This is a genomic window from Rathayibacter sp. PhB152, assembly GCF_003751395.1.
Classification (GTDB): Bacteria; Actinomycetota; Actinomycetes; order Actinomycetales; family Microbacteriaceae; genus Rathayibacter; species Rathayibacter festucae.
On record NZ_RJUT01000003.1, the window covers coordinates 336,412 to 349,300 of the forward strand.

Genomic DNA, 12,889 nt, shown 5'->3' on the forward strand with positions numbered 1-12,889 from the left:
GGGCGAGCGTATCGCTCCGCTTCCCGGACTGTCAAAGGCCTGCTGAGGGGGGCCAGCCCCGCGGTGCCGCCGGATGAGATGATTCCCGGATCGCGCGCAGCCCTGCGATCCGCGACGACCCGAGGAGACGATGTGCCGTCCATCAGTGTCCGCGAGGTCGCCGCTCGCGCCGGAGTCTCGGTCGGCACCGTCTCGAACGTGCTCAACCGCCCCGAGAAGGTGGGCGCCGAGTCCGTCCGCCGGGTGCAGTCCGCGATCGCCGAGCTCGGCTTCGTCCGCAACGACGCGGCCCGCCAGCTCCGCGCCGGGCGCAGCCGCAGCATCGGCCTCGTCGTGCTCGACGCCGGCAATCCGTTCTTCGCCGAGCTCGCCCGCGGAGCCCAGGCCCGCGCCGCCGAGGCCGGGCTCTCCGTCCTCCTCGCCAGCACCGACGCCGAGGCCGACCGCGAGGACTCCTACCTCGACCTGTTCGAGGAGCAGCGGGTGAGCGGGGTGCTGATCTCGCCCCAGGGGGAGGGGTCCGCACGGCTCGACCGGCTCCGCGCCCACGGCATCCCCTGCGTGCTCGTCGACCGGGAGTCGGGGGACAGCGCCTTCTCCTCGGTCGCGGTCGACGACGTCGCCGGCGGGCGGCTCGCGGTCGAGCACCTGCTCGGGCTCGGCCGGCGCCGGATCGCGGTGGTCGGCGGGCCGGAGTCGATCCGCCAGGTCGCGGACCGGTTCGCCGGGGCGCGGGAGGCCGTGGCGGCGGTGCCGGGCGCGACGCTCGAGGTGCTGCCGACACCGGGGCTCACCGTGCTGGACGGCCGGGCCGCGGGGCGGACGCTCGCCGAGCGCGCTCCCGCCGACCGCCCCGACGCCGTCTTCTGCGCGAACGACCTGCTCGCGGTCGGCGTGCTGCAGGGGCTGATGCTGCTGGGCGAGGTGCGGGTGCCGGAGGACGTGGCGCTGATCGGCTACGACGACATCGCCTTCGCGACCGCGACGATCGTGCCGCTGTCGAGCATCCGCCAGCCGAGCGCCCTGATCGGCGCGACCGCCGTCGAGCTGCTCCTCGAGTCCGAGCCCCGCCAGGTCGTCTTCCAGCCCGAGCTCGTCCTCCGCGCCTCGACCTCCGGCTGACGCGCGCGTCTGCCCCCTCCCGCGAGATGCCACTTGTGCGCACTTCTCACGGCGTGTCGCGCTCATAAGTGGCATCTCGCGGGGACGGGCAGAACGGGGGACCTCCGCCCGGAGGCTGAGCGCGCTGGTAGCGTTTAGTGGGCCGGGTCCAAGAAACGCGGCTTCCCCCTCCTGACGAAAGCCGCCATGACTCTGCGCCGTTCCGCCCTCGCCGCCCTCGCGGCCTCCGCCCTCCTGCTGACCGGCTGCACCGCCGACGGCGGCGACGCCGGGGGAGGATCCAGCACCCCGGTCGCCGACGGCGTCCTCACCTACGCGACCGGCGACGCCGAGCCCACCTGCCTCGACCCGCACGTCGGCGGCAACTACCCGCAGGCGCTGCTCGCGACCCAGGTCCTGGAGTCGCTCGTCTCGCGCAACGACGACGGCACGATCACCCCGTGGCTCGCCGAGTCCTGGACCGTCTCGGACGACGCGCTCAGCTACGACTTCACCCTCCGCGAGGGCCTGACCTTCACCGACGGCACCCCGCTCGACGCCGACGCGGTCGCCGCCAACATCGCGCACCTGCAGGACCCGGCGACGAAGTCCTCCACCGGCTACCTCGCCGTCGCGAAGGTGGAGTCGGTCACCGCCGTCTCGCCGACCGTCGCCCGCTTCGCCCTGAGCGCCCCCGACAGCGCGCTGCTCGAGTCGCTCTCGCAGCCGTGGACCGCGATCGAGTCGCCCACCGGCATCGCCCGCGGCGAGGAGGCGAACTGCGAGGCGCCCGTCGGCACCGGCCCGTTCACGGTGACGGAGTGGGTCAAGCAGGACCACGTGACCCTCACCCGCAACGACGCCTACGACGCCGCGACCGGCCCGACCGGCGAGGGTCACGACGGCCCGGCCTACCTCTCCAGCATCACCTGGCGCTTCATCCCCGACTCCGCCACCCGCTACGCGGCACTGCAGGCGGGCGAGGTGGACGTGATCGACAACGCCCAGCCCGACACGCTCGCGGCCGCGACCGACTCCTCCGACCTGGTCGAGATCGACGCGCCCCGCCCCGGATCGGTGAACCGCCTCGAGCTCAACTCCGGCCAGGCGCCGTTCGACGACCGGAGCGTCCGCGAGGCGTTCATCCGCGCCGTCGGCGTGAACGACGCCATCGACTCCCTCTTCTTCGGCACCGCCGAGCGCTCGTACTCGCCGCTGTCGAGCAGCGAGGCGACCGCCTACTCCGACCCGTCGCTCTTCGAGGACGCCGGCTCGGACGACGAGATCGCCGCCGCGGAGGACCTCCTCACGACCGCGGGCTGGGTCGACTCCGACGGCGACGGCATCCGCGAGAAGGACGGCGTGCCGCTCGTCCTGCGCCTGCCGGTCAGCACCAACCAGTCGATCCCGGCCGAGCAGTCGCTGTTCGAGCAGATCCAGGCGTCGGCGAAGGTCGCCGGCTTCGACGTGCAGATCAGCCTGCTCGACCTCTCCAGCTGGTACACCGCGCTCGCGGCGAACGAGTACGAGCTGGTCAGCGCGCCGTACACGAAGGTCGGACCGGACGTTCTGCGCACCCTCTACGCGTCCTCCGGCATCACCCCGGCGCCGAGCGGCTACTTCGCCAACCACGCCCAGGTGAACGACCCCGCCCTCGACGCCCTGCTCGAGCAGGCGAGCGCGACCGTCGACGAGACCGAGCGCGCCGACCTCTACTCGCAGGCCCAGCGGATCGTGCTCGAGGGCTACTGGATCCTGCCGCTCTACGACCAGCAGAACCACTACCTGCACCGCTCGGCCGTCCAGGGCGTCGCCGCCCTGGCCACCGTCTCGACCCCCTGGTTCGCGGACGCCTGGCTCTGACCGCGCGGATCGAGGACCGGCCCCATGCTGGTCGAGTAGCCGCGGAGCGGCGTATCGAGACCCACCGTCACCAGCAGGGTGGATCTCGAGACGCCCGCTCCGCGGGCTACTCGATCAGCATGAATCGCCTGCCGGTCGAGCAGCCGCCTTCATGCTGGTCGGACGGCCGCGCAGCGCCCCTCCATGCTGGTCGAGTAGCCGCGAAGCGGCGTATCGAGACCCACCCGCAGAAACGCGCACCCCCGAGAGGAGCCCCCGATGATCCGCCGCCTCCTCCTCCGCCTCGGCGGCGCGCTCGTGGTGCTCTGGGCGGTCGCGACGGCCGTGTTCTTCCTCATCCGCCTGATCCCCGGCGATCCGGCGCAGGCGATCCTCGGCGGCCCCGGCTCGCAGGCGTCTCCGGAGGCGCTCGCCGCGGTCCGCGAGCAGTACGGTCTCGACCAGCCGCTCCTCCTGCAGTACCTCACCCAGCTCGGCCGCCTCGCCCGCGGCGACCTCGGCACCTCCTACTCCCTGCGCACCCCGGTCGCCGACCTGCTCGCCCAGCAGCTGCCCGGCACCCTCCTCCTCGCCGCGCTCGCGCTGACCCTCGCCTGGATCCTCGCCCTCGCCACCGCGCTCTGGTCCACCCGCGGCGGCCGCGTGGCCGCCGCGATCGGCTCCGGCCTCGAGCTGACCGCCGCCGCCCTCCCGCACTTCTGGCTCGCCACCGTGCTGATCGCCGTGTTCGCGACCGCGCTGCGCTGGTTCCCGCCGGTCAGCACCGGCTCCGCGAACGGACTCGTGCTGCCCGCGCTGACCCTCGCGATCCCGCTCGCCGGCTTCCTCGGCCAGGTGATGCGCCGCTCCCTCCTCGACGCGCTGGAGTCGCCGTTCGTGCTCGCGGCCCGCGCCCGCGGCGAGGGTGAGCTCGGCATCCGGCTCCGGCACGCGCTCCGGCACGCGGTGCTGCCGGGCGTCTCGCTCTCGGGCTGGGCGTTCGGCTACCTGATCGGCGGCGCGGTGGTGGTCGAGACGATCTTCGCCCGGCCCGGCCTCGGCCGGACGCTGCTGGCCGCGGTGACCGTCCGCGACGTGCCCGTCGTCACCGGGGTCGTGCTCGTCACCGCCCTCGCCTACATCGTCGTCACCCTCGCCACCGACCTCGTCGCCCGACTCGTCGACCCGCGCCTCGCCGCCGCCCGCCCGCAGGAGGCCCGCGCATGAGCGAGCTCGAGCTGCGCGCCGCCCGCTCCGCGCGCCGGGCCGCCGGCCGCCTCCGCGTCGGCGAGCTCCTCCCCCTCGCCTTCGTCGTCCTCCTGCTGCTCGCGGCCGTCGCCCCCGGCTTCCTCGCCCCCTTCGATCCGCTCGCCATCGCCCCGCGCGACGCCTTCGACCCGCCCTCCGCCGTGCACCTGCTCGGCACCGACGAGTCCGGTCGCGACGTCCTGAGCCGCCTGATCTCCGGAGCCGGCGCCTCCCTCTTGATCGGAGTCAGCGCCACCGCCATCGGCCTCGTGCTCGGCGCCGTGCTGGGCGTCGCCGCGGCGTTCGGCGGACGCTTCGTCGACGGAGTGATCGGCCGGGTCCTCGAGGTGCTCTTCGCCTTCCCGGCGCTGCTGCTCGCGCTGCTGGTCATCGTGGTCACCGGCCCCGGAGTCGTCCCCGCGACGGTCGCGGTCGGCCTCTCGACCGCGCCCGGCTACGCGCGCATCCTGCGGACCCAGCTGCTCGGCATCCGCGACTCCAGCTACGTCGAGGCGGCGCGCGTGCTCGGCCACTCCTCGCCGCGGATCCTGCTCGCGCACGTGCTGCCGAACACCTTCGGCCCGCTCGCGGTGCTGGCGACGCTCGGCGTCGGGCAGGCGATCGTCTGGGCCTCGGCGCTCAGCTACCTCGGCCTCGGGGCCGAGCCGCCGGCGCCGGAGTGGGGCGCGATGCTCTCCGCGGGCCGCACCTACCTCTCGAGCGCCTGGTGGCTGACGGTCTTCCCGGGGCTCGCGATCGTGCTGACCACGCTCGCGACCACGGTCCTCGGCGGCCGACTGCGGGGTGCGCGATGAGCGCCGCGCGCGCGGGCAGCGCCGCCGTCGTCGAGGACCTCCGCGTCGCCTTCGACGGCGTCGAGGTCGTGCACGGGGTGTCCTTCCGGATCGAGCCGGGGGAGTGCGTCGCGATCGTCGGCGAGTCCGGCTCGGGCAAGAGCGTGACCGCGCGGGCGCTGCTCGGGCTCAGCGGGGGAGCGGCGACCGGCAGCGTCCGGGTCGGCGACCAGGAGGTGATCGGCGCGGGCGCGCGGACGCTGCGCCGCCTCCGCGGGGCCGGTGTCGGCTTCGTGCCGCAGGACGCGCTGCTCTCGCTCGATCCGCTGCGACCGATCGGCCGCGAGATCGGCGACGTGCTGCGCCTGCACTCCCGGCTGTCCGCGGCCGAGGCATCGGCGCGGGTCTCCGAAGTGCTCGCGAGCGTGGGCATGCCCGAACCGGAGGAGCGGATGCGCGACCGCTCCGGCGAGCTCTCCGGCGGGCTCCGCCAGCGCGCGCTGCTCGCCGCCGCGATCGCCCTCGACCCGCCGCTGCTCGTGGCCGACGAGCCGACCACCGCCCTCGACGTCACCGTGCAGGCGCGGGTGCTCGAGCTGTTCGCCGAGCAGAAGGCGCGCGGCCGGGCGCTGCTGCTGGTCTCCCACGACCTCGCCGTCGTCGCCGGGCTCGCCGACCGGATCCTGGTGCTCGCCGACGGCCGGGTCGTCGAGGACGGCCCGGCGAAGCGGGTGCTGCGCTCGCCGGAGTCGGTCCAGGCGCGGACGCTCGTCGCCGCGGTCCCGGCCGGGCGGCCGCGCGGCTCGCGGCTGACGGATCCGGACGCGCCCGTCGTCCCGCCCGCGCCGCCCGGCGAGCTGCTGGTGCGGGCGACCGACCTGGTCACCCGCTTCCCCCGTCCCGGCGGCGGCACCCGCACGGCCGTCGACGGCGTCGGTCTCGAGCTGCGCCGCGGCGAGACGCTCGGGCTCGTCGGCGAGTCCGGCTCGGGCAAGAGCACGGTCGCCCGACTGCTGCTCGCTCTGCGCCGTCCGGATGCGGGCTCGGTCGAGTTCGACGGCGGCCCGTGGTCGGCGGCGACCGAGCGCGCGCGGCGACCGCTCCGCCCGCGGATCGGCGCGATCTACCAGGACAGCCTGTCGTCGTTCGACCCGCGCTGGAGCGTCGGCCGGCTGCTCCGCGACGCCGGGGCGGAGTCGGTGCCGGCCCTGCTCGAGAACGTCGGCCTCGCCGCGTCGCTGGAGCGGCGCTCGCCGCGCACCCTCTCCGGCGGGCAGCGCCAGCGCGTCTCGATCGCCCGCGCCCTGGCGACCCGCCCCGACGTCCTGATCTGCGACGAGCCGGTCTCGGCCCTCGACGTCTCGGTCCAGGCGCAGATCCTCGACCTGCTCGACGACCTCCAGCGCCGCCACGGCCTCGCCCTGCTCCTGATCTCGCACGACCTCGGCGTCATCGCGCACATGAGCGACCGCATCGCCGTGATGCGCGACGGCCGCCTCGTCGAGTCCGGCCCGGCCGCCGCCGTCCTCGGCACCCCGCGCGAGGACTACACCCGCCGCCTGCTGGCCGCCGCCCCCCGCCTCGACCGCCCCTGACGCCGTCCGTCCCTCCGCGACGAGCGGCTGACGCCGCCCGCCTTCGGTGGATCTCGATACGCCCGCTTTGCGGGCTACTCGATCAGCATGCATCCCGTCCGCAGGGGGGGGGCTTGCATGGTGGTCGAGTAGCCCCGAAGGGGCGTATCGAGACCCGCGATCTTCAGCAGTGGTGCTGCATGCGGGTGGATCTCGATACGCCCGCTGCGCGGGCTACTCGATCAGCATGGGTCGCCCGCCCGCCGCTCCCCAGGTGGTCTCCGCCGCGCCCGCCCGCCCGCACCGGTGCCCCCGCAGGGCATCCCTCGCCGTGCTCCCGCGCCGTAGCGTGACTGGCATGACGAACGACCCCGAGGCGCGCGACTTCCTGACCTCCCGCCGGGCCCGGCTGACCCCCGAGCAGGTCGAGCTGCCCGCCGGCGGCAACCGCCGAGTGCCGGGCCTGCGCCGCAGCGAGGTGGCCCAGCTGGCCGGCGTGAGCATCGAGTACTACTCGCGGCTCGAGCGCGGCGACCTGCGCGGCGCGTCCGAGTCGGTGCTGACGGCGCTCGCCGACGCCCTGCGCCTCGACCGCGCCGAGCGCGAGCACCTCTTCGACCTCGCCCGCACCGCCGAGCGCTCGCCGCTGCGCTCCCGCCGGCGCCCGCCCGCCGCCGTTCGCCCGAGCATGCGGCTCGCGGTCGAGTCGATCACCTCGGCCCCCGCCTTCGTCCGCAACGGCCGCCTCGACGTCCTCGTCGAGAACGACCTCTTCCGCGCGCTCTACGCCGACCTCTACGCGCTCCCGGAGCGCCCGGTCAACCTCGCCCGCTTCGCCTTCCTGCAGCGCGAGCTCGCGGAGGCGTTCTACCCGGTCTGGAGCACTGCCGCCGACATCACCGTCGGCATCCTCCGCACCGAGGCCGGCCGCGCCCCGCACGACGCCGAGCTCCAGGCCCTCGTCGGCGAGCTCTCCACCCGGAGCGACGAGTTCCGCACGCGCTGGGGCGCCCACGAGGTGCGCCACCACGCCAGCGGCAGCAAGTTCTTCCACCACCCGATCGTCGGCGACCTGCACCTCAGCTACGAGGCCTTCGAGCCGCTCGGCGACCCCGGCCTCGACTTCCTGATCTACAGCGCCGAGCCGGGCTCGCCGAGCGACGACGCGCTGAAGCTGCTCGCGAGCTGGTCCGCGACGCAGGCCGCCCAGTCGACGCAGTCCGCCCAGTCAGCCCCCGCCGCGCACCCCGCCCCCGCCGACAGGACCGCCGAGTGAACCGCCGCACCACCCTCCTCTTCGCGATCGCCGGCGGCGTCGCCGTCGGCAACCTCTACTGGGCCCAGCCCCTGCTCGACTTCCTCGCGACCGATCTCGGCACGAGCACCGGATCCGCGGGCTGGCTCGTCACCGCGACGCAGCTCGGCTACGCCCTCGGCGTGCTCCTCTTCGTCCCGCTCGGCGACGTGCTCGACCGCCGTGTCCTCGTCCCCGCCGCGATGCTCTGCGCCTCACTCGCCCTGCTCGCCTGCGCGCTCGCCCCGACCTTCGCCGTGCTCGTCGCCACCCTCGCGCTCGTCGGCCTGACCACCGTCGCCGGCCAGATCCTCGCCCCGCTCGCGGGCGACCTGGCCGACGACGCCACCCGCGGCCGGGTCGTCGGCACCGTCGTCTCGGGCATCCTGACCGGCATCCTCGTCTCGCGGACGATCAGCGGCCTCATCGCCCAGGCCGCCGGCTGGCGCACCGTCTACGTGGTCGCGGCGGTCGCGGGCGTGGTGCTCGCGGTCCTGCTCGCCCGAGCGATCCCGTCGCTCCCGCCGCGCACCCGCCTGCGCTACCCGGCCCTGATCGCCTCCGTCTTCGCGATCGTCCGGCGCGAGCGCTCGGTGCGCTGGAGCCTCGCCCTCGGCGGCACGTCCTTCGCGGTCTTCACGATGTTCTGGACGTCGCTGACCTTCCTGCTCAGCGCCCCGCCGTTCTCCTTCGACGTCGGCACGATCGGCCTCTTCGGCCTGATCGGCCTCGCCGGTGCGATCGCCGCCCAGCGCGCCGGGCACCTGCACGACCGCGGCCTGGCGCTCCCGGTGATCGGCATCGCCTGGGCGGCGGTGCTGCTGTCCTTCGTGATCGGCGGGCTCGGCGGCGGCTCGATCGTGGCCGTGATCGTCGCGATCCTGGTCCTCGACGTCGCGATCCAGGGCCACAACATCCTGGTCCAGTCGCGGATGTTCCAGGTCGACCCGTCGGCGCGCAGCCGGCTGAACACCGCGTTCGTGACGACCAACTTCGTCTGCGGAGCGCTCGGCTCGGCCCTCGCGTCCTTCCTCTGGACCCACGGCGGCTGGGGCGCGGTCTGCGTCGCCGGCGCCGTGCTGAGCGGCTTCGCGCTCACGGTCTGGCTGCTCGGCCGCCGCTCGGCCCTGGTCCTCCCCGCGGCGCAGCCGGCGGTCTGAGCGCGGCGACCGCCGGGCGCTCCGGTCGGGCCCCTCAGCTCAGCCGGGACTCTCCGCCAGCCGGAAGGGCTCCCCAGGAGCCAGCACGTGCACCCGCTCCGGATGCGACACCGCGCGCAGCACGTCGGCCGGGTCGCCGTTGAACGGCGCGAAGTCCGGCGAGTCCACCGAGCCCCAGTGGTGCAGCAGCAGCTGCGACGTCGGATGCGCGTCCGCCATCTCGATCGCGCCCTCGAAGGTGAAGTGCCACTCGCTGTCCGAGAAGTCGAAGAGCATCACGTCGGGGCTCGGCCCGGTCAGGTGGTGCTCGCGGATCAGCCGCGAGTCGCCCGGCGCCCAGATCGTGCCGTCCGGCGTCTCGAGCCAGAAGCCGCAGGCGTCCTCCTCCTCGAAGAAGCGCTGCCCCGGCTCGGGGAACGCGTTCTGCCAGGCGTGGTCGGCCGGGGTCAGCCGGACGCCGACGCCGCCGACCTCGAACGCGTCGTCGATCCCGTGCCCGTGCGCCGGCAGCCCCTCGGCGGTCATCTCCGAGGCGACGTAGCGCGTCGAGTGGAACGCGGTCGTCACCGGCGCGAGCTCCCGGCAGGTGGGCCGGCTGAAGTGGTCGTTGTCGCTGTGGGTCACCAGCACCGCGTCCAGCCGCGGCACGGCGGCGGCGGCGATCGGGAAGTCGATCAGCACCGGCATGTCGAAGCCGCCGAGCAGCGGATCGATCATCAGCGAGGTGCCGCGCGAGGTGAGCAGGAACCCGGCCATGCCGAGCCAGCGCAGCGTCGTGCCGCCGTCGTCCGCGAACGCCTCCTCGCCGAAGAAGCGGGTCGGCCCCGCCACCGCCTGGCGGCGCCCGTCGTCCTGCGCGTTCGTCATCGTCGTCTCCGCTCGTCGAGGTCGGTCCGGGACCACCCTACGAGCGGCTCCGAGACGGGGCGGCGCGTGCTGCGGCGCGTGCTCATTCCGCGAAGACGCGCTTCGCGACGTCGATCGCCGAGAGCGCCTTGGGCCAGCCGGCGTAGAAGGCGAGGTGGGTGAACGCCTCGACGATCTCGGCCTCGGTCAGCCCGTTGTCGCGGCCGATGCGGATGTGCGCGTCGAGCTGCACCGTGCTCCCGCCGGTGAGCAGCGAGGAGAGCGTGAGCAGGCTGCGGTCGCGCTTGGCGAGCTCGGGGCGCTCCCAGACGTCGCCGAAGAGCACGTCCTCGGTGAGCTGGACGATCTTCGGAGCGAGGTCGCCGATGGTGGCGCGGAGCGGGCTGGGGGTGGTCTCGGGCACGGGGTCTCCTCGGGGTTGGGGGAAGGGGGTTCCCGACCACTCCACACCGCTGACCCCGAGCGAGCGAGGCCCTGCCGGAACGTGTACCGCCAGGGCCTGTCCTGCGCCCCGGCCCCGGCCTAGCGTGGCGACGGAGGCGGACGCCCGGCCCGCCCGTCCGTCCAGGAAGAAGGACCTCCGTGAACATCGAACCGACGACCCCCACCGTCAAGAACCCGCCCGAGCAGTTCGCCGGCGACGTCTGGCTCGACACGATCGTCGTGCCGCACGACGCCGATCAGCGCACCACGATGGCCCGGGTGCGGTTCGCCCCCGGCGCCCGCACCGCCTGGCACTCGCACGCCCGCGGCCAGTACCTGCACGTGACCTCGGGCGTCGCCCGCTTCGGCGGCCGCGACGGCACGGTCCTCGAGGTGCACGCCGGTCAGACCCTCTACACCCCGCCCGGCGAGGAGCACTGGCACGCCTCCGCGCCCGGCGTCTTCATGGAGCACCTCGCCGTCCTCGAGGCCGCCGACGATCCGTCCACGACGACGGCCTGGGCCGAGCACATCACCGACGCGGACTACGAGGGCCGCGCAGCCGGGGGGCGCTGACGGAGGCAGAACATCAGCTGAGACGCCTTCTCATCGCCCCTGAGCGATGAGCCGCACGCTCAGCTGACGTTCTGCAGCGACAGTCCCCGGGGTGCTACTCGTAGCGCAGCGACTGCACCGGATCCGCCCGCGCCGCCCGCGCGGCCGGCAGCGTCCCCGCCACGAACGCGATCACCATCACGACGAGCACCACCGTCAGGATCGACACCGGGTCGAACGCGATCAGGGTCAGCCCCGGCAGGTTCGAGAGCAGCGAGCCCGAGAGCACCCCGCTCAGCCCGGTCCCCGCCGCCACCGCCAGCAGTGCGCCGATCGCGCTGCCGAGGAAGCCGATGAACGCCGCCTCGATGCTGAAGAGCGCGAACACCCGTCCGCTGCCCATGCCCATCGCCTTCATCAGGCCGATCTCGCGGGTCCGCTCCTGCACGCTCATCAGCAGCGTGACCAGCCCCTGATCCGCCAGGCCGTCACCGACATCCTGAGCGGCGAGAGCGGCATCGAGGTCGTCGGCGAGGCGCGCACCGGCCGCGAGGCCGTCGAGCTGGCGACCCGCCTGCGCCCCGACGTCGTCCTGATGGACATCCGCATGCCCGAGCTCTCGGCCCACGACTGCGCCCAGCTCGTCATCGCCGCCTACGAGAGCGGCCTGCTGCCCCCGCGCCTGACGCCCTCCCCGCCGAGGCGTCCTCGAACCGTCGAGGCGTCCCGCAGCACCGGGACGCCTCGACGGGAGCAGGACGTCTCGCGGCACGCCTCAGCCCGGCGGCGGCACGCTCACGATCCGGTCGTCCGCCTCGCCCGGCGATCCGCGGCCGTCCGTGTTGCTCGTCACGAACCACAGGTCGCCGTCCGGTGCCGCCACCGCGTCCCGCAGCCGCCCGTACTCGCCCACGGCGTACTCGGTCGAGGCAGACGGATCCGCGACCGGCACCGCGCGCAGCACCTCGCCGCGCAGGTTCGCCAGATAGAGCACGCCGTCCAGCTGCGCCATCCCGCTCGGGCTGGCCGCGCCCGGCTCCCACTGCTGCACCGGATCGACGAAGCCGTCCTCGCCGGCGATCCCCTCCACCTCGGGCCAGCCGTAGTTCGCGCCCGGCTCGATCACGTTCAGCTCGTCCCAGGTGTCCTGCCCGAACTCGCTCGCGAAGAGCGTGCCGTCCTCCGCCCACGCGAGGCCCTGCGGGTTGCGGTGCCCGCTGCTCCAGACCAGCGACCCCGGGTACGGGTTGTCGTCGGGCACGGCGCCGTCGAGCGTCATCCGGAGGATCTTGCCGGAGAGCGCGTCCGGGTCCTGCGCCGCCTCGCGCCGCCCGGCGTCGCCGACGGTCGCGTAGAGCAGGCCGTCGGGGCCGATGGCGATCCGTCCGCCGTCGTGGGTGCGAGCGGCCGGGATCCCGTCGAGGATCGTCTCCGGGTCGCCGAGCGCGTACGACCCGGCCTCGCCCTGGAGTGCGTACCGCTGGATCCGGTTGCCGTCGGCCGCGGTCGAGTAGGCGAACAGCGTCCGGCCCTCGACGGCCAGCCCGAGCAGCCCGCTCTCGCCCTCGGCGACCACGCCCTCGACGACGCCGACCTCGCGGGTGCCGCCGTCCGCCGTGAGCTCGAGCACCCGTCCGCTGTCGCGCTCGCTGACGAGCGCCGTGCCGTCGTCGACGAAGACGACCGACCACGGCGCCTCGAGCCCCTCCGCGACGCTGCTCGCGCCGACGAGCTCGCGCGCATCGGGGCCGGGAGCGGCCGGAGTCGTGCTGCAGGAGGCGAGCCCCACGCCGAGCGCGAGCGTCGCGCCGACGAGGGCGGAGCGGAGGACGGGACCGGTCATCCCCCCAGGCTGCCCGCCGAACCTTCGAGAGTTCTCACTTCCATGCTGGTCGAGTAGCCCCGAAGGGGCGTATCGAGACCCGCGCTCCGCCGGACGGGGGCCGCATGATCGCCCCGATCCGCCACCACCGCTAGCACCCCCGCGGATCCCGCGCACCCCCACCGCATGTCGGACCCGCGGCGTAGCGT

General features: G+C 74.4%; 12 protein-coding genes and 1 pseudogene. 9 read left to right on the forward strand and 4 right to left on the reverse strand.

Features of this window, described 5'->3' with window-relative positions:
• Positions 1–132: 132 nt before the first annotated feature.
• The 7 genes from EDF36_RS08420 (at position 133) to EDF36_RS08450 (ending at position 9,013) form a co-directional block, all read left to right on the forward strand.
• Positions 133–1,122 (forward strand): LacI family DNA-binding transcriptional regulator, encoded by a 990-nt coding sequence (locus tag EDF36_RS08420; RefSeq protein WP_260300635.1) that lies wholly within the window; start codon positions 133–135, stop codon positions 1,120–1,122.
• 186 nt (positions 1,123–1,308) lie between these two features.
• Complete coding sequence (locus tag EDF36_RS08425; RefSeq protein WP_123732654.1) at positions 1,309–2,964, forward strand: ABC transporter substrate-binding protein; 1,656 nt, start codon at positions 1,309–1,311, stop codon at positions 2,962–2,964.
• 258 nt (positions 2,965–3,222) lie between these two features.
• The gene (locus EDF36_RS08430) at positions 3,223–4,170 is read left to right on the forward strand and encodes an ABC transporter permease (RefSeq protein ID WP_123732655.1); all 948 of its coding nucleotides are present in this window, start codon (positions 3,223–3,225) and stop codon (positions 4,168–4,170) included.
• Complete coding sequence (locus tag EDF36_RS08435; protein WP_123732656.1) at positions 4,167–5,006, forward strand: ABC transporter permease; 840 nt, start codon at positions 4,167–4,169, stop codon at positions 5,004–5,006. The genes EDF36_RS08430 and EDF36_RS08435 overlap by 4 nt, the downstream gene beginning before the upstream one ends.
• Positions 5,003–6,580 (forward strand): ABC transporter ATP-binding protein, encoded by a 1,578-nt coding sequence (locus EDF36_RS08440; protein WP_123732657.1) that lies wholly within the window; start codon positions 5,003–5,005, stop codon positions 6,578–6,580. Before EDF36_RS08435 ends, EDF36_RS08440 begins: the two co-directional genes overlap by 4 nt.
• A gap of 337 nt (positions 6,581–6,917) precedes the next feature.
• Entirely contained in the window at positions 6,918–7,835 is a 918-nt protein-coding gene (locus EDF36_RS08445) for a helix-turn-helix transcriptional regulator (RefSeq protein ID WP_123732658.1), read from the forward strand.
• A complete protein-coding gene (locus EDF36_RS08450; RefSeq protein WP_123732659.1) occupies positions 7,832–9,013 on the forward strand; it encodes an MFS transporter in 1,182 nt (393 codons plus the stop codon). The genes EDF36_RS08445 and EDF36_RS08450 overlap by 4 nt, the downstream gene beginning before the upstream one ends.
• Before the next feature lie 39 nt (positions 9,014–9,052).
• On the opposite strand, the gene EDF36_RS08455 is transcribed toward EDF36_RS08450, so the two are convergent.
• Together EDF36_RS08455 and EDF36_RS08460 are read right to left on the reverse strand one after the other, a co-directional pair.
• The gene (locus tag EDF36_RS08455; RefSeq protein ID WP_123732660.1) at positions 9,053–9,880 is read right to left on the reverse strand and encodes an MBL fold metallo-hydrolase; all 828 of its coding nucleotides are present in this window, start codon (positions 9,878–9,880) and stop codon (positions 9,053–9,055) included.
• Positions 9,881–9,962: 82 nt separating this feature from the next.
• Entirely contained in the window at positions 9,963–10,283 is a 321-nt protein-coding gene (locus EDF36_RS08460; RefSeq protein WP_123705558.1) for a carboxymuconolactone decarboxylase family protein, read from the reverse strand.
• Between the two features lie 179 nt (positions 10,284–10,462).
• Here EDF36_RS08460 and EDF36_RS08465 point away from each other — a divergent pair, with 179 nt between their 5' ends.
• The gene (locus EDF36_RS08465; protein ID WP_123732661.1) at positions 10,463–10,879 is read left to right on the forward strand and encodes a cupin domain-containing protein; all 417 of its coding nucleotides are present in this window, start codon (positions 10,463–10,465) and stop codon (positions 10,877–10,879) included.
• 94 nt (positions 10,880–10,973) lie between these two features.
• Here EDF36_RS08465 and EDF36_RS08470 read toward each other — a convergent pair whose 3' ends face one another.
• Positions 10,974–11,312 (reverse strand): ABC transporter permease, encoded by a 339-nt coding sequence (locus EDF36_RS08470; protein WP_123732877.1) that lies wholly within the window; start codon positions 11,310–11,312, stop codon positions 10,974–10,976.
• 63 nt (positions 11,313–11,375) lie between these two features.
• Here EDF36_RS08470 and EDF36_RS21950 point away from each other — a divergent pair.
• Positions 11,376–11,420, forward strand: a pseudogene (locus EDF36_RS21950) (hypothetical protein); the annotation flags it as partial.
• Between the two features lie 213 nt (positions 11,421–11,633).
• Here EDF36_RS21950 and EDF36_RS08480 read toward each other — a convergent pair.
• The gene (locus EDF36_RS08480) at positions 11,634–12,701 is read right to left on the reverse strand and encodes a sorbosone dehydrogenase family protein (RefSeq protein ID WP_123732662.1); all 1,068 of its coding nucleotides are present in this window, start codon (positions 12,699–12,701) and stop codon (positions 11,634–11,636) included.
• Between the last annotated feature and the right edge of the window lie 188 nt (positions 12,702–12,889).

Bases quoted from the DNA above. Each gene is read 5' to 3' on its own strand.
- EDF36_RS08430 (WP_123732655.1), top strand. From the start codon at position 3,223: ATGATCCGCCGCCTCCTCCTCCGCCTCGGCGGCGCGCTCGTGGTGCTC.
- EDF36_RS08435 (WP_123732656.1), top strand. From the start codon at position 4,167: ATGAGCGAGCTCGAGCTGCGCGCCGCCCGCTCCGCGCGCCGGGCCGCC.
- EDF36_RS08440 (WP_123732657.1), top strand. From the start codon at position 5,003: ATGAGCGCCGCGCGCGCGGGCAGCGCCGCCGTCGTCGAGGACCTCCGC.
- EDF36_RS08445 (WP_123732658.1), top strand. From the start codon at position 6,918: ATGACGAACGACCCCGAGGCGCGCGACTTCCTGACCTCCCGCCGGGCC.
- EDF36_RS08470 (WP_123732877.1), bottom strand. From the start codon at position 11,312: ATGAGCGTGCAGGAGCGGACCCGCGAGATCGGCCTGATGAAGGCGATG.
- EDF36_RS08455 (WP_123732660.1), bottom strand. From the start codon at position 9,880: ATGACGAACGCGCAGGACGACGGGCGCCGCCAGGCGGTGGCGGGGCCG.
- EDF36_RS08480 (WP_123732662.1), bottom strand. From the start codon at position 12,701: ATGACCGGTCCCGTCCTCCGCTCCGCCCTCGTCGGCGCGACGCTCGCG.
- EDF36_RS08425 (WP_123732654.1), top strand. From the start codon at position 1,309: ATGACTCTGCGCCGTTCCGCCCTCGCCGCCCTCGCGGCCTCCGCCCTC.